This is a genomic window from Salmonella sp. SAL04162, from assembly GCF_046551535.1.
GTDB classification, from domain to species: domain Bacteria; phylum Pseudomonadota; class Gammaproteobacteria; order Enterobacterales; family Enterobacteriaceae; genus Salmonella; species Salmonella enterica.
In genome coordinates, this window is the sequence record NZ_JBGDVX010000009.1 from 56,162 (window position 1) to 74,993 (window position 18,832).

Sequence of the window (18,832 nt, forward strand, 5' to 3'; positions counted from 1 at the left end):
GGGGTTGATACGTGCTTTCATTAAGCGCAAGGTCTTGCGGAGACGTAAGCTCTGTCGTCCTGGTCAATATGGACAATTTGTTTCTTCTCTGAACATCGGGGGGTATAGAAATCATGGCTGAAACGCAAAATGATCCGCTATTGCCGGGATATTCATTTAATGCCCATCTGGTCGCCGGACTGACGCCAATTGAAGCGAATGGATATCTGGATTTTTTTATCGATCGTCCGTTGGGTATGAAGGGATATATTCTTAACCTGACCATCCGCGGAGAGGGCGTCATTAATAATAATGGTGAGCAGTTTGTCTGTCGGCCTGGCGATATATTATTGTTTCCGCCGGGCGAGATTCATCACTATGGACGGCATCCGGACGCCAGCGAGTGGTATCACCAGTGGGTTTACTTCCGGCCCCGCGCCTACTGGCAGGAGTGGCTGACCTGGCCGACAATCTTTGCCCAGACAGGATTTTTCCGCCCGGACGAGGCGCGCCAGCCGCATTTCAGCGAACTGTTCGGGCAGATCATCAGCGCCGGGCAAGGGGAAGGCCGCTATTCTGAGCTACTGGCGATCAATCTGCTGGAGCAGTTGTTGCTCAGACGTATGGCGGTAATTAATGAGTCGTTGCATCCGCCGATGGATAGCCGTGTGCGCGATGCCTGCCAGTATATCAGCGACCATCTGGCGGACAGCCATTTTGATATCGCCAGCGTCGCCCAGCATGTCTGCCTGTCGCCCTCCCGGTTATCGCATCTGTTCCGCCAGCAGTTAGGCATTAGCGTATTGAGTTGGCGCGAAGATCAGCGTATCAGCCAGGCGAAACTCCTGCTTAGCACCACGCGAATGCCGATAGCGACCGTTGGGCGCAATGTTGGATTTGACGATCAGCTCTATTTTTCGCGGGTATTTAAAAAATGCACCGGGGCAAGTCCTAGCGAATTCAGGGCCGGATGTGAATAAAAAGTGAATGATGTGTCCACAAAGATGTCATAAGCCGTAACTATTCGGATAATTGACGGCTTGACGAAGGGGGACGGGGTAAGCAGAATCCCTGCTTCATCATGCTGACGGACACACTATGCAAGCACTGCTGGAACACTTTATCACCCAATCCACTCTGTATTCGCTTATCGCTGTGTTGCTGGTCGCCTTCCTGGAATCGCTGGCGCTGGTGGGGTTGATTTTACCCGGCACGGTACTGATGGCGGGGCTGGGCGCGCTTATCGGCAGCGGCGAGCTCAATTTTTGGCATGCCTGGCTGGTGGGTATTATCGGCTGTCTGATGGGCGACTGGATTTCGTTCTGGCTGGGGTGGCGCTTTAAAAAGCCGCTACACCGCTGGTCTTTTATGAAAAAGAACAAGTCGCTGCTGGATAAAACCGAACACGCGCTGCATCAGCACAGTATGTTCACGATCCTGGTCGGACGTTTTGTCGGCCCGACGAGGCCGCTGGTGCCGATGGTGGCAGGGATGCTGGATCTTCCCGTGGCGAAATTTATTGGGCCGAACTTGATTGGCTGTTTGCTGTGGCCGCCGTTTTATTTCCTGCCGGGTATTCTGGCGGGAGCGGCAATCGATATTCCTTCCGATATGCAGAGCGGAGATTTCAAATGGCTGCTGCTGGCGACGGCGTTGCTGCTGTGGGTCGGAGGCTGGCTATGCTGGCGGCTGTGGCGCAGCGGCAAAGCGGCAGTCGATCGTTTAACCGCGTATCTCCCCCGCAGCCGTTTGCTGTATCTGGCGCCGTTGACGCTCGGGATCGGCGTGGTCGCGCTGGTGGTGCTGGTTCGCCACCCGCTGATGCCGGTATATATCGATATTCTGCGCAAAGTTGTGGGTTACTAACGATTCCTTTGCCGGATGGCAGCTTCGCCTTATCCGGCCTACAAAATATGGGATTTGATGCCCAATAGCGCTGAGGCGCTGGCTTGACCGCTTAGTAGCTCGTCTGTTTTGCCTTGCCACGCGATACGCCCGTCGGCGACGACGATTGACCGGGGCGCAATCCGCGCCGCATCTTCCACGCTGTGCGAGACCATCAACAGCGTGAGCTGTCGCTCGCGGCAGATATCGCTGACCAACGTCAGCATCTCCTGACGCAGCGCGGGATCGAGCGCGGAGAACGGTTCATCCAGCAGCAGTACCGGCTGTTCACGTACCAGGCAGCGCGCCAGCGCTACCCGCTGACGCTGGCCGCCGGACAGTTCGCCCGGTAAACGCGTCATCAGACTCTCAATGCCCATCTGACGTGCGATAGCGTCCCGTTTTTCCCGCTGGCTGGCGTTGAGCGTTAACCCGGGGTTTAGCCCCAGACCGATATTTTGCTGCACATTCAGGTGGCTGAATAAATTATTCTCCTGAAACAGCATTGAGACCGGACGGCGTGAGGGCGGCGTAAGCGTATGATCTTCACCGGCAATCAGTAACGTACCGCTGGCAGGTGCAAGAAAACCGGCAATTAAATTCAACAACGTGCTTTTCCCCGCGCCGCTGGGGCCAAGAATCGCCACCTGCTCGCCGCGTTCTACCGCCAGCGTAAAACGCATCGGCAAATGATGGTAAAGCCAGGTGATATCAATCAGTTTTAGCATGTCGGCCCGGTAGTTTCTCTATGAGGGTAAATAACGTAAAGCAGAGCAGCAGCAGTATCAGCGCGGTCACCGCGCCGTCCTGGCTGCGGTAGGAGCCGATCTGCTGATACAGATAAAACGGCAGCGTGCGGAAATTGTCATTGCCGAAAAGCGCGACGACGCCAAAATCACCGATAGAAAGTACGCAGGCAAACGCCAGCGCCTGCGCCAGCGGACGTTTCAGCGCCCGCAGTTCCACGACCTTTAACCGCGACCAGCCTTCAATTCCTAATGACTGGCACAGCATTCCATAACGGGCGGTAATATCGCGCATTGGGTTTTCCAGGACTTTTAGCGCGTAGGGGATTGCCATCAGCGCATTGGTGAAAATCACGATGCCGTCGGCGGATTCCGGTAAGCCAACGCTGTTATTGAGCAGTAAAAAGAAGCCTGTCGCCAGCACGATCCCCGGCATCGCGAGGATCAACATCCCGCTGAGTTCCAGCGTTTGTCCGGCGAATAGTTGCTGGCGTTGGCGTAGCTCGCGGCTACTCCACAGCAGCATCATGGTCAGCACCACACACAGAACGCCCGCCGCCAGCGCAATGCGTAGCGATGTCCAGACAGCCTGCCACAGAATGGGTTGCGCCAGCACCTCCGGCAGGCTGCGGTTGACGCCATCGACCACCACGGCGACCAGCGGCGGAAGCAGCAGCAGCAGCGCCAGCACGATTAATAAGGCGTCCGTCAGACGGCTGTGGAGACGATCGTCAGGATCGCGCCAACCCTGCGTCAGCGTCATCCCCGGCGCAATCGCTTTGCTCAGCCGTTGGCTTAGCAGTACCAGCGCCAGGCAGCAGACCATCTGGATTAATGCCAGCATCGCCGCGCGGGCGGGATCGTAGTCATAACTAAGCGCCTGAAAGATAGCCAGTTCGATAGTGGTGGCCTGCGGGCCGCCGCCGAGCGACAGGACCGTTGCGAAACTGGCGAAGCAGAGCATAAAAATCAGCGCCGCGACGGGCGGAATTTGGCGGCGCAGCCACGGCCATTCGACAAAACGAAAAAAATGCCAGCCGCGCATACCGAGCTGGGCGGCGAGCTGGCGCTGCTCGCCGGGAATGCTTTCCAACGATTGCAGCAACAAACGGCTCGCCATTGGCAGATTAAAAAAGACGTGCGCCAGTAAAATGCCCTGCAAGCCGTAGGGGGAGAATGTCCACTGAAGCCCCAGCATCTGCCACAGCGAGGCCAGCCAGCCCTGACGGCCATACACGCTAAGAATACCGAACACGGCAACCAGTACCGGCAGAATCAGCGTCATGGCGCACAGACGCAGCAGCGCCAGACGTCCAGGAAAACGGCGTCGATAAAGCGCGCGGGCGAGAAAAACCGCCGGGACCACAGACAGCACTGCGGACAGAAACGCCTGCCAGAATGAGAAGCGCACCACATGCCACAGGTAGCTATCCCGCCAGATTGTCGACCACGCGCCCGACGGCGCGTTCAGCCAAAGCGCCAGAAAGGCTGCCAGCGAGACGGTTATCATCAGCGCAGCGGCGCACAGCCCCGGAATCAGCCAGCCGGGAATTAACGGCTGACGGCGCGTTGCCATTCGCTAATCCATGCCTGGCGTTGTGCTGCCACTTGTTGCGGCGTGAATTCCAGCGTTGTGGAGGGTTTTGCCAATGATTCAAACCCTGCGGGTAAGGCGACGTCCGCTACCGGGTACATCCAGTTGCCGGTGGGTATGGCGTTCTGAAACGCCGGAGAAACCATAAATTTGAGGAATTTCTCCGCCAGTTCCGGCTGCTTACTGGCGACGGTACGCGCCGCGACTTCTACCTGTAAGTAATGGCCTTCGCTGAAGTTCGCGGCGGCGTAATTGTCCTTCTTCTCTTCAATAATGTGATACGCTGGAGAGGTGGTGTAACTGAGCACCAAATCGCTTTCACCTTTCAGAAATAAACCGTAGGCCTCGCTCCAGCCTTTCGTCACCGTCACCGTTTTGGCCGCCAGTTTTTGCCAGGCCTGCGGCGCGTTATCGCCATAGACTTTGCGCATCCACAGTAACAGCCCCAGCCCTGGCGTACTGGTACGCGGATCCTGATAAATCACCCGCCATTTTTGATCACTCTCGACCAGTTCTTTCAGGCTTTTCGGCGGATTTTTCAGCTTGCTTTTATCGTAGACAAAGGCGAAATAGCCGTAATCGAACGGCACAAATGTGTCGTTTTTCCAGCCGCCGGGCACCTTGACCGCCTCATTCGCCACGCCGCTTTTGGCAAAGAGTTTAGTTTGCGTGGCCGCTTCCAGCAGATTGTTGTCCAGCCCCAACACCACATCGGCTTTGCTGTTCTTCCCCTCCATCCGCAGGCGGTTGAGCAGTGAAACGCCATCCTCCAGCGCCACCAGTTTCAGCTCGCAGTTGCAATCGGCTTCAAACGCTTTTTTCACCGCCGGGCCTGGCCCCCAATCGGCGGCGAACGAGTCGTAGGTATAGACGGTGAGAACGGGTTTGGCGAAAGCAGGCGCCGCGCACAGGAGTAAAAGCGGAAGATATTTTTTTAACACTTTGCACCTCAGTTAAAGAGTGGCAAAGGACTTGAGAGGTAGCCTCAAATCCCTTCGCCGGCATTATCCGGATCAGGTTCGACGGGTATTTTCTCAGCGCGCGCATGAGCGCGGCACCCCGTTGAGTTCGGCGTTAGTGTAGTGATTTTGTTGCCGGGCAGCAATTAAGAGCTGGCTTTTAAGGGTCCGGCGGCGCAAACCACGCCGATTTAAAATCAAACCAGCCGAGGGTATTCATGCGCAGCCCGCGCATACTGCGTTGTCCCTGGATAATCAGCCAGTGGTGGATCAACGGCACAATCGCTTTGCTGGCCAGCAGCTGCTGGCACCAGTTCGCCAGGTTCATCTCGCCAGCGCGCCACTGCGCGGCGTCGCCCTGCCAGTCGCGCGGAATGCAGTTCTGCAAGAGCGGTACTTCGCACAGGTGCGCGAACAGCGAGAAATCCAGCGGCAGCGTAAAGTTAGCGCTATTGAGCCAGATATCGCTTTCGATCTCGCCGGCGTGCCATTGATCGTAGTCGATCTCCTGAATATGCAAATGCACCTGATGTTCAGCCAGAAGCGCGCTCATGATACGGGCGATAACCCGGTGCTCAATGTGTTCGCGATAGAAGGTCAGCGTGAGGGTTTCCAGACCGGCGGGTTTTTCGCCCGGGCCTGGACGGGCGTGATGCCAGCGCGGTAAAAGCCCATAGGCCGGGAACCAGAGCTGCTGTAGCGGTTCATCGGCATGATAGAGTAAATTGGTGGGGGAGAGGACGTGGCTTACCCATTCTCTGACCTGCGGATGCGCGCCGCGCGGCGTTCTGGCGTCGAATAGCAGGTAATAGCACCCCTCTTCCAGTCGGCTTTCTATCGCTTTTTCACCGCCTTGTATCGGCCCTTCCAGCATCAATCCGCAGGCCGGTTCTTCACTGATATCCGGCAGTACCCAGACGTTCACTTCGTCTATCAACGCCCGATAGCCGAAGTAGTCATCAAAGGCGAGTATCTTGAGCTGGTTCGGCGTATTACGCCGCACGGCATAAGGCCCGGTGCCGATTGGGTGGCTGGCGAAATTAGCCAGCGTTTCCCACTCCCGCGGCAAAATCATCGCCGGGACCTGGCCCAGCAGCCACGGCAACCAGCGATCCGGCTGGGAAAGATGAATATCCAGCGTCCACGCGGTAGGGGAATCTATTTTTGTGATGTGCGAGTAAAGCGGAAGCGTATTGATACGCGTCAGCGAGGCGATGACATCTTCCATCTCCAGCTCGCGGCCATGATGAAAATGAATGCCGGGGCGCAGGTAGAAGCGCCACAGTAAAGGGGAAATTTGCTGCCAGTGGTGCGCAATGTCCGCTTCCAGTTCCCCGTTTTCCTCATTTACCCGCGTGAGCGAACTGAAAATTTGCCGGGCAATATGAGTTTCCGAGCGACGTAATGCGGTTCCCGGCAGGAGATTGTGCATCGGACGATAGTAAAGAACCCGCAGAATATGCCGCCCCTGGCGGAAGCTGCGTCCCAGATGGGAAATCAGCATTTGCCTGACAGCGCTTTTATCGCCGACCAGTTGTACCAGTTGATCGATTCGATCTTGTTCCAGCAGGTCTTCCGCCCGCTGCTGTTGCAGCGCCAGTCCGGTATACAGGAACGTCAGACGCGAACGCTTTCCGCGTCCAACTTCGGCTTCCCATGTTAGCCAACCGCGCGCCTGCATCGTATTTAGCAGCGTACGCATATGGCGACGCGAACAGTTCAGCAGATCCGCCAGCTCATTAAGCGTGGTGTCTTGCGTTTTACCGTCACAACATTGCCAGAGACGGATAAATTGTTGTTGCAGGCGACCTGAGGGCATAAAAGGGGAACTCCGATGAAAAACTCAGCAATTTTATTATCCCTATATTAGGCCAATAATATCTTTCGATGAAGCAAGAGGAAGAGGTCACTATGCACCAGTTCTGGTTGAGATATTTTGCCGCGACGGAAAAAACGTCCTGGCTGGCTTGCCTGAGCGCGCCGCAGCGCTTAAAAATGCTCGCGGAACTGATGCAGTGGGAGGCGACCGATTGAAGCCAATTGCAGACATCATGTGTGACTGAGTATTGGTGTAGGCGATAGCCTAAAATCACCCGCCAGCAGATAATACCTGCTGGCTTTTTTTATTTCGGCTGTTTCTGTGGTCACGCAGGTGGTGACCGGGCGAGTAAAAATCGTATAAAAAATGCCGGAATATCCCCGGCATGAGCGACTGATGAGTAACCCGGAGCTTGATGGCGCTACGCTTATCAGGCCTACAGAATATAATGGCAACCGGGTGATATTGCATAACCTGTAGGCCCGGTAAGGCGTGAAGGGTTACCGCATAAATGCCGGTTGTTTATTTTCGTAGGCGGCAATCGCGTCTTCGTGCTGCAGCGTCAGCCCAATGCTGTCCAGACCGTTCAACATGCAGTGGCGGCGGAAGTCGTCGATTTTAAAGCTGTAGGTCTTATCGCCTGCTTTCACCACCTGTGCTTCCAGATCCACTTCAAATTTAATGCCCGGATTGGCTTTCACCAGGGCAAACAGCTCATCGACCTGTGCGTCGCTCAGGGTTACCGGCAGCAGTTGATTATTGAAACTGTTGCCGTAGAAGATGTCGGCGAAGCTTGGCGCGATCACCACTTTAAAGCCGTAATCGGTCAACGCCCACGGCGCGTGCTCGCGTGACGAGCCGCAGCCAAAGTTTTCCCGCGCCAGCAGTATCGACGCGCCTTGATATTCCGGAAAGTTCAACACGAATTCCGGATTTGGCTGTTGGCCCTTTTCGTCCAGGAAACGCCAGTCGTTAAACAGATGGGCGCCAAAACCGGTGCGCGTAACCTTTTGCAAAAACTGTTTAGGGATAATTGCATCGGTATCGACGTTGGCGGCATCCAGTGGGACAACCAGGCCGGTATGCTGGGTAAATTTCTCTGCCATGGTAGTTTCCTTATTTGATGCTGCGAATGTCGGCGAAGTGGCCGGTAACGGCGGCAGCGGCGGCCATCGCCGGGCTGACTAAATGCGTGCGACCCCCGCGGCCCTGACGGCCTTCAAAGTTACGGTTGCTGGTGGATGCGCAGCGCTCGCCCGGGTTCAGGCGGTCATTATTCATGGCCAGGCACATGGAACAGCCCGGTAAGCGCCATTCAAATCCTGCTTCGATAAAGATCTTGTCCAGACCTTCCGCTTCCGCCTGCGCTTTCACCGGACCTGAACCCGGCACTACCAGCGCCTGCACGCCAGGCGCGACTTTGCGCCCTTTGGCGACTTCCGCCGCCGCGCGCAAATCTTCAATACGCGAATTGGTACAAGAGCCGATAAAGACTTTATCAATAGCAACGTCCGTTAACGGTACGCCCGGCTGTAAGCCCATATAAGCCAGCGCTTTTTCGGCGCTGGCGCGCTCAACCGGATCGCTAAAAGAGGCGGGATCGGGGATGATGTCGGTGACGGAAATCACCTGGCCCGGATTCGTGCCCCAGGTCACCTGCGGCGCGATCTCTTCTGCTCGCAGGGTGACGACAGTATCAAAGGTCGCGCCGTCATCGGTTTTCAGCGTTTTCCAGTACTCGACGGCTTCGTCAAAATCGCGGCCCTTCGGCGCGTGCAAACGCCCTTTTACGTAGTTAAAAGTGGTTTCATCCGGGGCGACCAGACCGGCTTTGGCGCCCATCTCAATCGCCATATTGCACAGCGTCATGCGGCCTTCCATACTCAGTGCGCGGATAGCGTCGCCGCAAAATTCAACCACGTGCCCGGTGCCGCCGGCGCTGCCGGTTTTACCGATGATCGCCAGCACGATGTCTTTGGCGGTAATGCCCGGTGCGGCGTTGCCCGTGACTTCAATCTTCATGGTTTTAGCGCGCCCCTGTTTCAGAGTTTGCGTCGCCAGTACATGTTCTACCTCAGAAGTGCCGATGCCGAAGGCCAGCGCGCCAAACGCGCCGTGGGTGGCGGTGTGGGAGTCGCCGCAGACGATGGTCATGCCCGGCAGGGTGACGCCCTGTTCCGGCCCCATCACATGGACGATGCCCTGATATGGGTGATTCAGGTCATACAGCTCGACGCCGAACTCGTTACAGTTCTTAATCAGCTCCTGCATCTGGATACGCGCCATTTCACCGGAGGCATTAATGTCTTTAGTCTGCGTCGAGACGTTGTGATCCATCGTGGCGAAGGTTTTCCCTGGCTGACGTACCGGACGATGGTGCGCGCGCAGACCGTCAAACGCCTGCGGAGAGGTGACTTCATGCACCAGGTGGCGGTCGATGTACAGCAGCGGCGTTTCGTTTGGCGCCTCAAAGACCACGTGGGCATCAAATAATTTTTCGTATAACGTTTTGGCCATGATTACACCCCTTCTGCGACATAGCGGGCGATAATATCGCCCATCTCATCGGTACTGACTGCGGCAGCGCCCCTGGCTAAATCGCCGGTGCGAACGCCCTCTTCTAATGCGCGATTGATCGCCTGTTCAATGGCCGTTGCCGCATCGTTGGCATCCAGGCTGTAGCGCAGCAGCAGCGCCAGCGACAGGATCTGCGCAATTGGATTGGCGATATTTTTCCCGGCGATATCCGGCGCGGAGCCGCCAGCCGGTTCATACAGGCCAAACCCTTGCTCGTTCAGGCTGGCGGAGGGCAACATCCCCATTGAGCCGGTGATCATGGCGCATTCGTCGGACAGAATGTCGCCGAACAGGTTAGAACACAGCAGTACGTCAAACTGCGACGGGTCTTTAATCAACTGCATGGTGGCGTTATCGATATACATGTGCGCGAGTTCCACATCGGGATACGTTTTCGCGACATCATTGACGATCTCACGCCACAGGATAGAGCTTTGCAGTACGTTGGCTTTATCAATAGAGGTGACTTTACGGCGGCGTTTACGCGCCGATTCAAAGGCGATACGGGCAATGCGCTCGATCTCAAAGCGGTGATAAACTTCGGTATCAAAGGCTTTTTCGTACTGACCGCTGCCTTCACGGCCTTTTGGCTGTCCGAAATAGATCCCGCCGGTCAGCTCGCGCACGCACAGGATATCGAAACCGTTAGCGGCGATATCGGCGCGCAACGGGCAAAATGCTTCCAGTCCCTGATACAGTTTCGCCGGACGCAGATTACTGAATAATTTGAAATGTTTGCGCAGCGGCAGCAGGGCGCCGCGCTCCGGCTGGCTTTCCGGGGGCAAATTTTCCCATTTCGGGCCGCCGACGGAGCCAAACAGAATGGCATCCGCCTGCTCGCACCCTTCAACGGTGGCTTTCGGCAGTGGATGACCATGATTGTCGATAGCAATACCGCCGACGTCATAGTGGCTGGTGGTGATACGCATATCAAAACGGCTGCGTACCGCATCCATAACTTTCAGGGCTTGCGCCATGACTTCCGGGCCGATACCGTCGCCCGGCAGTACGGCAATATGATAGTTCTTCGACATTACACGGTTTCCTTGTTGTTCTCTTTATTTTGAGCTTTGCGTTGCAATTCTTTTTCAACTTCGGCTGCGCGCCAGATATTGTTCAGTACGTGCACCATCGCTTTGGCGGAGGATTCGACGATATCCGTCGCCAGCCCGACGCCGTGGAAGCGGCGACCATGATGGTTCACGACGATATCGACCTGACCCAGCGCGTCTTTGCCCTGGCCTTTGGCGTTCAGGTCGTATTTAACCAACTCAACGTCGTAGCCAGTGATGCGGTTAATCGCCTGATAGATGGCGTCGACCGGGCCGTTGCCGTTCGCCGCCTCGGCCTTGATCTCTTCACCACAGGCCAGCTTCACGGAAGCAGTGGCGATATCGCTGGAGCCGGACTGCACGCTGAAGTAATCCAGACGGAAATGCTCTGGTTCTTCTTGCTGTTTATTAATAAACGCCAGCGCTTCCAGGTCATAGTCGAACACCTGGCCTTTTTTGTCCGCCAGCTTCAGGAACGCGTCGTACAGGTGGTCCATGTTGTAGTCTGTGTCCTTGTAACCCATCTCTTCCATGCGATGTTTCACGGCGGCACGGCCAGAGCGGGAGGTCAGGTTCAGCTGTATCTGGTTCAGACCGATGGACTCTGGCGTCATGATTTCATAGTTTTCGCGGTTCTTGAGGACGCCATCCTGGTGGATGCCGGAAGAGTGGGCGAAAGCGCCGCTGCCGACAATTGCTTTGTTGGCCGGGATCGGCATGTTACAGATCTGGCTGACGGTCTGGCTGGTGCGCCAGATTTCGTGGTGATTGATGTTGGTGTGTACGTTCATGATGTCTTTGCGCACTTTAATCGCCATGATCACTTCTTCCAGTGCGCAGTTACCGGCACGTTCTCCGATACCGTTCATCGCGCCTTCAACCTGACGCGCGCCCGCATGTACTGCCGCCAGCGAGTTGCCTACTGCTATCCCTAAATCGTCGTGGGTATGAACGGAGATGATAGCTTTGTCGATATTGGGGACACGTTCATACAGGCCGGAAATGATTCCCGCGAACTCAAACGGCATGGTATAGCCCACGGTATCGGGAATATTAATGGTTCTCGCGCCGGCGTTTATAGCGGCTTCCACCACGCGCGCCAGATCGTCAACAGGCGTCCGGCCAGCATCTTCGCAGGAGAACTCCACGTCATCAGTGTAATTACGCGCCCGCTTAACCATGTATACCGCGCGTTCGATGACCTCATCCAGCGTGCTGCGCAGCTTGGTGGCGATGTGCATTGGCGAGGTGGCGATAAAAGTATGGATGCGAAACGCGTCGGCGACCTTCAGCGCCTGTGCCGCGACGTCGATGTCTTTTTCTACACAACGCGCCAGGGCGCAAACGCGGCTGTTTTTAATGGTGCGGGCGATGGTTTGGACGGATTCAAAATCACCCGGAGAAGAGACCGGGAAGCCCACTTCCATGACATCAACACCCATGCGCTCAAGGGCCAGGGCAATCTGCAGCTTCTCTTTCGCGCTCAGGCTGGCCTGTAACGCTTGTTCGCCGTCGCGTAAGGTCGTATCAAAAATAATGACTTGCTGGCTCATGATGTGGTCCTTGTCTCCAGGGGCGCCTTGCGTCAGGCATAAAAAAACCCGCGCAACGGCGCGGGTTTTTGTTTGACTTCGAGCTGACTTAATGTTGAATGCCGCCCACCGGTCTACCGCGCACAATAAATGCGTTGAGTAGTAGTAGCCCAGTGAAACGAACGATATGTGACATTAATTCAGCTCCAGCGAATGCGTTATGCTTTTAGTGGTACTGGATATGCCGTTTAATGTCAACTCTATTTTCTGTCGCCATTGCATTTTGTTGACGATATCCGGATACGTACTTTAGCTAATTGTGCTGGGCTGCGCGTCCAATAAAGGATAAAAGAACGAGTGGACATTCATACTTTTCATTGTTTGAAATATTTAGGCATTTTTGTTTGCAAATTGGTTAGGGGAATGGCCTGTTAAAGGTATGCTAAAGGTTTGGTTTATCTTTTTGATTTGTTTTATATTTTAACAAATAACCTTGTTTACTTAATGGATAAGGATAAAGTTATTGATAAATTAATGTTAACTTTTTAGCTATTAATAATATAAACATTTAATTGAAACTTAAATGATCATTCACTTGGTGTATGATTGTGTATTCGCCATAGTTATGGTTATATTGCTTGCGTAATTTAAACATTATGAATCGCAATGGTGTGACTCAGGACACATTACGCTTGCGCTGGCATTCTATTTGTCTCTGTCAGCGTCTTTATGTTTTCCGAATTTTAACGCTTTCCCTTTTTCTTATTTTATATGCATGGTAAATCATATTTTCAGGAATTATTTCTGCCTTCAGCCAGAAAAAGGGAGTTAAGCGTGACAGTGGAGTTAAATATGCCAGAGGTCAAAACCGAAAAGCCGCATCTTTTAGATATGGGCAAACCACAGCTTCGCATGGTTGATTTGAACCTATTGACCGTGTTCGATGCGGTAATGCAAGAGCAGAATATTACGCGCGCCGCCCACACGCTGGGAATGTCGCAGCCTGCGGTTAGTAACGCCGTAGCGCGTCTGAAGGTTATGTTTAATGACGAACTTTTTGTTCGATATGGACGAGGAATTCAGCCGACTGCCCGTGCATTTCAGTTATTTGGTTCAGTCCGTCAGGCGTTGCAATTGGTGCAAAATGAATTGCCGGGATCGGGGTTTGAGCCGACCAGCAGCGAACGTGTATTCAATCTTTGCGTGTGCAGTCCGCTGGATAATATCCTGACGTCACAGATTTATAATCGTGTAGAAAAAATTGCGCCAAATATTCATGTCGTTTTTAAAGCGTCGTTGAATCAGAATACTGAGCATCAGTTACGCTATCAGGAAACCGAGTTCGTTATTAGTTATGAAGAATTCCGTCGCCCTGAGTTTACCAGCGTACCGCTATTTAAAGATGAAATGGTTTTAGTCGCCAGCCGTAAACACCCGCGTATTAGCGGCCCGCTACTGGAAGGCGATGTTTATAATGAACAACATGCGGTTGTTTCTCTCGATCGTTATGCGTCATTTAGTCAGCCGTGGTATGACACGCCGGATAAACAGTCGAGCGTGGCTTATCAGGGCATGGCGCTTATCAGCGTTCTGAATGTGGTCTCGCAGACGCATTTGGTCGCTATTGCCCCGCGCTGGCTGGTGGAAGAGTTTGCGGAGTCGCTGGAGCTGCAAATATTGCCGTTGCCTTTAAAACTGAATAGCCGGACATGCTACCTTTCCTGGCATGAAGCGGCTGGGCGTGATAAAGGGCACCAATGGATGGAAGATTTATTAGTTTCTGTTTGTAAGCGATAAAACCGGGCAGAATAAATCAGAAACAAATTCTGGTTTATTCTGCTTTTTAGCGTATATCAAAAATTTTATGCTGAATTAACGGTGAGCGATTCTTTTCGTCGCTGTGAAAAATAGATGAATTGCTGTAAGTCTGCATTTATAAGCGATTATTTATTACCTGGTGTGATTCAGACGGAGTATTTCTCCATTTCTTCTCTTCTTGCCTCCTGATTATTCTAACCTTCCCCATCTTTAGGTCATTCCACCCAATTGCCAGGCGTGATAGCGAGCGGTTAAGGTGTCCGTCAAACCGTGATGACAGGTATAAAGTGGAGGCAAGCCGTGGAGATGTTGTCTGGAGCCGAGATGGTCGTCCGATCGCTTATCGATCAAGGCGTAAAGCAGGTGTTCGGCTATCCTGGAGGCGCAGTGCTTGATATTTATGATGCGCTACATACCGTTGGAGGGATCGATCATGTGCTGGTGCGTCATGAGCAGGCCGCGGTGCATATGGCGGATGGCCTGGCGCGAGCTACTGGCGAGGTTGGCGTGGTGCTGGTGACTTCCGGACCGGGAGCGACCAATGCGATTACCGGGATTGCTACGGCCTATATGGATTCTATTCCGCTGGTGATTCTTTCCGGCCAGGTCGCCACCTCATTGATTGGCTATGATGCCTTTCAGGAGTGCGACATGGTGGGGATTTCCCGACCGGTGGTCAAACATAGCTTCCTGGTCAAACAGACGGAAGATATTCCCCAGGTGCTTAAAAAGGCCTTCTGGCTGGCGGCAAGCGGACGTCCTGGGCCGGTGGTCGTGGATTTGCCAAAAGATATTTTGAATCCGGCGAAAAAAATGCCGTATGCCTGGCCGGAAACGGTCAGTATGCGCTCTTACAATCCCACAACATCAGGTCATAAAGGACAAATTAAGCGTGCCTTGCAAACGCTGGCGTCGGCAAAAAAGCCGGTGGTCTATGTTGGGGGAGGGGCGATAAGCGCGGCCTGCTATACGCCGCTGCGCCACATCATTGAAACCTTTAACCTGCCGGTGGTCTCTTCATTAATGGGACTGGGCGCGTTTCCTGCTACTCATCGCCAGTCGTTAGGAATGCTGGGAATGCATGGCACTTATGAAGCCAATATGACCATGCATAACGCCGACGTGATTTTCGCTGTTGGCGTACGATTTGACGACCGCACGACGAATAATCTCGCTAAATATTGTCCGAACGCGACGGTATTACACATCGACATTGACCCGACGTCCATATCCAAAACGGTTAACGCTGATATCCCGGTGGTGGGCGATGCCCGCCTGGTACTGGAACAAATGCTGGAGCTACTGGCGCAGGATGCGCCGTCTCAGCCGCAGGATGATATTCGCGACTGGTGGCAGCAGATAGAGAGCTGGCGCGCCCGTCAGTGCCTGAAATATGACGCGGAAAGCGAAAGTATTAAACCCCAGGCGGTGATTGAAACCCTCTGGCGTCTGACGAAGGGCGACGCGTACGTGACGTCCGATGTAGGACAACACCAGATGTTTGCCGCTCTCTATTACCCGTTCGATAAACCACGTCGCTGGATTAATTCCGGCGGGCTCGGCACGATGGGTTTTGGCCTACCGGCTGCGCTGGGCGTTAAAATGGCCCTGCCGAAAGAAATGGTGGTCTGCGTGACCGGCGATGGCAGCATACAGATGAACATTCAGGAGCTGTCGACAGCCTTACAGTATGAACTGCCGGTACTGGTTCTGAACCTGAACAACCGTTATCTGGGGATGGTGAAACAGTGGCAGGATATGATCTATTCTGGTCGCCATTCTCAGTCTTATATGCAGTCGTTACCGGATTTTGTGCGCCTGGCGGAAGCATATGGCCATGTCGGGCTGCAGATTAACCGTCCGGATGAGCTGGAAAGTAAACTCAGCGAAGCCCTTGAGCATGTGCGTAATAACCGACTGGTGTTCGTCGATGTCACCGTTGATGGCAGCGAGCATGTCTATCCAATGCAGATTCGCGGGGGCGGGATGGACGAAATGTGGTTAAGCAAAACGGAGAGGACCTGATGATGCGCCGGATTTTATCGGTATTACTGGAAAACGAATCTGGGGCGTTATCGCGGGTTATCGGCCTCTTTTCGCAACGCGGATATAATATTGAAAGCCTGACCGTCGCGCCGACGGACGATCCGACGTTGTCGCGCATGACTATCCAGACGGTAGGCGATGAAAAAGTGCTTGAGCAAATTGAAAAGCAACTGCACAAGCTGGTTGATGTGCTGCGCGTCAGCGAGCTGGGACAGGGAGCGCACGTTGAGCGGGAAATCATGCTGGTGAAAATCCAGGCCAGCGGCTACGGACGGGAAGAGGTGAAGCGTAATACGGAAATTTTCCGTGGTCAGATTATTGACGTTACGCCAACGCTGTATACCGTTCAACTGGCGGGTACCAGCGATAAACTGGATGCTTTTCTGGCCTCGCTGCGCGACGTGGCGAAAATTGTTGAAGTGGCGCGTTCAGGCGTCGTCGGGCTTTCGCGCGGCGATAAGATTATGCGCTGAGCAGATTCGCCGGATGACGACGTGGTTGCGTTTTATCCGGTCTACAGGCTGATATCTGGCCCAGGTCCGATAAGCGTAACGCCATCAGGCAGGTTTGCCGGATATCAGCCAACAGGAATTATCGCCCAACCCAATATCACCGGTTGGGCTTTTTTTTGCGAAATCCGTGGTAACCCGGAATAAAAGCGGTTGCCGGAGTGATCAAACTGCGCTTAGATGTTAACGATTTTAACCCATGCCGACATAAAGGTTATGGTTTGTACAATTTACACAAGGGGCAATTGTGAAACTGGATGAAATCGCTCGGCTGGCCGGTGTCTCGCGCACAACTGCAAGCTACGTTATAAACGGTAAAGCAAAGCAATACCGCGTGAGCGACAAAACCGTAGAAAAAGTCATGGCGGTAGTGCGTGAGCACAATTACCATCCTAACGCTGTGGCTGCCGGGCTGCGTGCTGGACGCACACGTTCCATTGGTCTGGTGATCCCGGACCTTGAAAACACGAGCTACACCCGTATCGCAAACTATCTTGAGCGCCAGGCACGCCAGCGTGGCTACCAACTGCTGATCGCCTGTTCTGAAGATCAGCCGGATAACGAAATGCGCTGCATTGAGCACCTTTTGCAACGCCAGGTGGATGCAATCATTGTTTCAACTTCGTTACCGCCGGAGCATCCCTTCTATCAGCGCTGGGCCAACGATCCGTTCCCCATCGTCGCGCTCGACCGCGCGCTGGATCGCGAACATTTCACCAGCGTGGTCGGCGCCGATCAGGATGATGCCGAGATGCTGGCGGAAGAGCTGCGTAAATTCCCGGCGGAAACGGTGCTTTATTTGGGCGCGCTGCCGGAGTTGTCCGTCAGTTTCCTGCGCGAGCAGGGGTTCCGCACCGCATGGAAAGACGATCCGCGGGAGGTGAGTTTCTTATATGCCAACAGCTATGAGCGCGAAGCCGCCGCGCAGTTGTTTGAGAAATGGCTAGAAACGCATCCTATGCCGCAGGCGCTCTTTACGACATCGTTCGCGCTATTACAGGGCGTGATGGACGTTACGCTGCGGCGCGATGGAAAACTGCCCTCGGATTTAGCGATTGCGACCTTCGGCGATCATGAGCTGCTGGATTTTCTGCAATGCCCGGTACTGGCGGTGGCGCAGCGTCATCGTGATGTCGCGGAACGCGTGCTGGAGATTGTGCTGGCAAGTCTTGATGAACCGCGTAAACCGAAACCCGGCTTAACGCGTATTCGGCGAAACCTGTATCGTCGCGGCATTCTGAGCCGTAGCTAAAGGACCGGCGGTAAAAGACTCTCTCTTCTGCCGCCGTCAAACAAATGCGTATCAGTAAAAATATCCCTCAAATAATTAAGATTATTCCTTAAAATTATCCGAAAATTCTTTTTTATTACCTTTCTTTTGTCCGAAATCGTCCATATTCCACTAATTAAGACGTAACGAGTCTTTTCCTTTGTCTTGTTTTGTTACAAGCAGGCAAGAAATCGTCGAATTAACAGCCACTTTTTGTCTTTGGCGCGACAGTCGCTCGTAGGCGCTGGTATAGCAGGCGCTGCACACGTTAAACAGGCACTGTTAACACGGTGCAATATGTCCTAAAATGCCGCTCGCGTCGCAAACTGACACTTTATATTTTTCTCGGATTATATTGAGTCCGTTTTAAACGGCGGTGGGTCTTTGGTTTTTTTCTTACAAATATTCATAACGTTAATTTGGCTTGCGCGCTGGACGGAAATTAATCAACGCAGATATTCGCCGTAAACATTGGCTTTTTTACTTCGGTAAGCGTTGTGACTTGCTTGACAAGCTTTTCCTCCGCTCCGTAAACTCCTTCGAGTGGGAATTTGTGGGATAAAGTGGTAAGAAGGGGTGAGACTGGCATGTTCCGGGGGGCAACGTTAGTCAATCTCGACAGTAAAGGGCGCCTGACCGTGCCGACCCGTTATCGGGAGCAACTGATCGAGAGCGCTACCGGTCAAATGGTATGTACCATTGACATCCATCACCCATGCCTGCTGCTTTACCCCCTGCCTGAATGGGAAATTATTGAGCAAAAGTTATCTCGTCTGTCGAGCATGAACCCGGTAGAACGTCGCGTACAGCGTTTACTGTTGGGCCATGCCAGCGAATGTCAGATGGATGGTGCAGGTCGATTACTGATCGCGCCAGTTCTGCGGCAACATGCCGGACTGACGAAAGAAGTGATGCTGGTTGGACAGTTCAACAAATTTGAGCTGTGGGATGAAACGACCTGGTATCAACAGGTCAAGGAAGATATCGACGCTGAACAGTCAGCTACCGAAACGTTATCGGAGCGGCTGCAGGACTTGTCTCTATAAG

The 18,832-nt window shown here is 53.8% G+C and carries 17 protein-coding genes and 1 riboswitch; of the genes, 8 read left to right on the forward strand and 9 right to left on the reverse strand.

What is annotated here, in order from left to right; translation table 11 throughout:
* The first annotated feature begins 113 nt into the window (after window positions 1-113).
* Window positions 114-959, forward strand: coding sequence for an arabinose operon transcriptional regulator AraC (gene araC / locus ACLJRH_RS17725; protein WP_000852387.1), 846 nt, complete (start codon window positions 114-116; stop codon window positions 957-959).
* A 118-nt stretch (window positions 960-1,077) separates the two neighbouring features.
* Window positions 1,078-1,845 (forward strand): DedA family protein, encoded by a 768-nt coding sequence (locus ACLJRH_RS17730; protein ID WP_001148371.1) that lies wholly within the window; start codon window positions 1,078-1,080, stop codon window positions 1,843-1,845.
* Between the two features lie 38 nt (window positions 1,846-1,883).
* Here the strand turns inward: ACLJRH_RS17730 and thiQ are convergent, their stop codons facing one another.
* The 4 genes from thiQ to sgrR form a co-directional block, all read right to left on the reverse strand.
* Window positions 1,884-2,591 (reverse strand): thiamine ABC transporter ATP-binding protein ThiQ, encoded by a 708-nt coding sequence (thiQ, locus tag ACLJRH_RS17735; RefSeq protein ID WP_000915976.1) that lies wholly within the window; start codon window positions 2,589-2,591, stop codon window positions 1,884-1,886.
* Entirely contained in the window at window positions 2,575-4,185 is a 1,611-nt protein-coding gene (gene thiP, locus ACLJRH_RS17740; RefSeq protein WP_000235635.1) for a thiamine/thiamine pyrophosphate ABC transporter permease ThiP, read from the reverse strand. The genes thiQ and thiP overlap by 17 nt, the downstream gene beginning before the upstream one ends.
* On the reverse strand, window positions 4,161-5,144 hold the full coding sequence (thiB, locus tag ACLJRH_RS17745) for a thiamine ABC transporter substrate binding subunit (protein ID WP_001642471.1): 984 nt from the start codon (window positions 5,142-5,144) through the stop codon (window positions 4,161-4,163). Before thiB ends, thiP begins: the two co-directional genes overlap by 25 nt.
* Window positions 5,145-5,175: 31 nt before the next feature.
* A riboswitch (TPP riboswitch) is annotated at window positions 5,176-5,275 on the reverse strand.
* 47 nt (window positions 5,276-5,322) lie between these two features.
* Window positions 5,323-6,981, reverse strand: coding sequence for an HTH-type transcriptional regulator SgrR (gene sgrR / locus ACLJRH_RS17750; RefSeq protein WP_023137255.1), 1,659 nt, complete (start codon window positions 6,979-6,981; stop codon window positions 5,323-5,325).
* A 92-nt stretch (window positions 6,982-7,073) separates the two neighbouring features.
* Between sgrR and sgrT the strand changes: the two genes are divergently transcribed.
* Window positions 7,074-7,196: a glucose uptake inhibitor SgrT gene (gene sgrT, locus ACLJRH_RS17755; protein ID WP_000553886.1), complete on the forward strand. Its 123-nt coding sequence runs from the start codon at window positions 7,074-7,076 to the stop codon at window positions 7,194-7,196.
* A 285-nt stretch (window positions 7,197-7,481) separates the two neighbouring features.
* Here the strand turns inward: sgrT and leuD are convergent, their stop codons facing one another.
* From leuD to leuL, 5 genes are all read right to left on the reverse strand, one after another.
* Window positions 7,482-8,087, reverse strand: a complete 606-nt coding sequence (leuD, locus tag ACLJRH_RS17760; RefSeq protein ID WP_000818267.1) for a 3-isopropylmalate dehydratase small subunit — start codon at window positions 8,085-8,087, stop codon at window positions 7,482-7,484.
* A 10-nt stretch (window positions 8,088-8,097) separates the two neighbouring features.
* The gene (leuC, locus tag ACLJRH_RS17765) at window positions 8,098-9,498 is read right to left on the reverse strand and encodes a 3-isopropylmalate dehydratase large subunit (RefSeq protein ID WP_001140632.1); all 1,401 of its coding nucleotides are present in this window, start codon (window positions 9,496-9,498) and stop codon (window positions 8,098-8,100) included.
* Window positions 9,499-9,500: 2 nt separating this feature from the next.
* Complete coding sequence (gene leuB / locus ACLJRH_RS17770; RefSeq protein WP_000042325.1) at window positions 9,501-10,592, reverse strand: 3-isopropylmalate dehydrogenase; 1,092 nt, start codon at window positions 10,590-10,592, stop codon at window positions 9,501-9,503.
* Window positions 10,592-12,163: a 2-isopropylmalate synthase gene (gene leuA / locus ACLJRH_RS17775; RefSeq protein WP_000082819.1), complete on the reverse strand. Its 1,572-nt coding sequence runs from the start codon at window positions 12,161-12,163 to the stop codon at window positions 10,592-10,594. The genes leuB and leuA overlap by 1 nt, the downstream gene beginning before the upstream one ends.
* Window positions 12,164-12,251: 88 nt before the next feature.
* On the reverse strand, window positions 12,252-12,338 hold the full coding sequence (gene leuL, locus ACLJRH_RS17780) for a leu operon leader peptide (RefSeq protein WP_001575587.1): 87 nt from the start codon (window positions 12,336-12,338) through the stop codon (window positions 12,252-12,254).
* 656 nt (window positions 12,339-12,994) lie between these two features.
* Here leuL and leuO point away from each other — a divergent pair.
* From leuO to mraZ, 5 genes are all read left to right on the forward strand, one after another.
* Window positions 12,995-13,939 carry a transcriptional regulator LeuO gene (gene leuO, locus ACLJRH_RS17785; protein WP_023137254.1) on the forward strand — a complete coding sequence of 315 codons (945 nt, stop codon included), beginning with the start codon at window positions 12,995-12,997 and terminating at the stop codon, window positions 13,937-13,939.
* Between the two features lie 321 nt (window positions 13,940-14,260).
* A complete protein-coding gene (gene ilvI, locus ACLJRH_RS17790; protein WP_000425624.1) occupies window positions 14,261-15,985 on the forward strand; it encodes an acetolactate synthase 3 large subunit in 1,725 nt (574 codons plus the stop codon).
* A gap of 2 nt (window positions 15,986-15,987) precedes the next feature.
* A complete protein-coding gene (gene ilvN, locus ACLJRH_RS17795; RefSeq protein WP_001563086.1) occupies window positions 15,988-16,479 on the forward strand; it encodes an acetolactate synthase small subunit in 492 nt (163 codons plus the stop codon).
* Window positions 16,480-16,762: 283 nt separating this feature from the next.
* Window positions 16,763-17,767, forward strand: a complete 1,005-nt coding sequence (cra, locus tag ACLJRH_RS17800; RefSeq protein ID WP_000762407.1) for a catabolite repressor/activator — start codon at window positions 16,763-16,765, stop codon at window positions 17,765-17,767.
* A gap of 605 nt (window positions 17,768-18,372) precedes the next feature.
* Window positions 18,373-18,831, forward strand: coding sequence for a division/cell wall cluster transcriptional repressor MraZ (mraZ, locus tag ACLJRH_RS17805; protein ID WP_000488294.1), 459 nt, complete (start codon window positions 18,373-18,375; stop codon window positions 18,829-18,831).
* The last annotated feature ends 1 nt before the right edge of the window (window position 18,832 follow it).

What these genes read in the sequence shown, in the direction of transcription:
- araC (WP_000852387.1), top strand. Translation starts at nt 114, where the DNA reads ATGGCTGAAACGCAAAATGATCCGCTATTGCCGGGATATTCATTTAAT.
- ACLJRH_RS17730 (WP_001148371.1), top strand. Translation starts at nt 1,078, where the DNA reads ATGCAAGCACTGCTGGAACACTTTATCACCCAATCCACTCTGTATTCG.
- thiQ (WP_000915976.1), bottom strand. Translation starts at nt 2,591, where the DNA reads ATGCTAAAACTGATTGATATCACCTGGCTTTACCATCATTTGCCGATG.
- thiP (WP_000235635.1), bottom strand. Translation starts at nt 4,185, where the DNA reads ATGGCAACGCGCCGTCAGCCGTTAATTCCCGGCTGGCTGATTCCGGGG.
- sgrR (WP_023137255.1), bottom strand. Translation starts at nt 6,981, where the DNA reads ATGCCCTCAGGTCGCCTGCAACAACAATTTATCCGTCTCTGGCAATGT.
- sgrT (WP_000553886.1), top strand. Translation starts at nt 7,074, where the DNA reads ATGCACCAGTTCTGGTTGAGATATTTTGCCGCGACGGAAAAAACGTCC.
- leuD (WP_000818267.1), bottom strand. Translation starts at nt 8,087, where the DNA reads ATGGCAGAGAAATTTACCCAGCATACCGGCCTGGTTGTCCCACTGGAT.
- leuC (WP_001140632.1), bottom strand. Translation starts at nt 9,498, where the DNA reads ATGGCCAAAACGTTATACGAAAAATTATTTGATGCCCACGTGGTCTTT.
- leuB (WP_000042325.1), bottom strand. Translation starts at nt 10,592, where the DNA reads ATGTCGAAGAACTATCATATTGCCGTACTGCCGGGCGACGGTATCGGC.
- leuA (WP_000082819.1), bottom strand. Translation starts at nt 12,163, where the DNA reads ATGAGCCAGCAAGTCATTATTTTTGATACGACCTTACGCGACGGCGAA.
- leuL (WP_001575587.1), bottom strand. Translation starts at nt 12,338, where the DNA reads ATGTCACATATCGTTCGTTTCACTGGGCTACTACTACTCAACGCATTT.
- leuO (WP_023137254.1), top strand. Translation starts at nt 12,995, where the DNA reads ATGCCAGAGGTCAAAACCGAAAAGCCGCATCTTTTAGATATGGGCAAA.
- ilvN (WP_001563086.1), top strand. Translation starts at nt 15,988, where the DNA reads ATGCGCCGGATTTTATCGGTATTACTGGAAAACGAATCTGGGGCGTTA.
- mraZ (WP_000488294.1), top strand. Translation starts at nt 18,373, where the DNA reads ATGTTCCGGGGGGCAACGTTAGTCAATCTCGACAGTAAAGGGCGCCTG.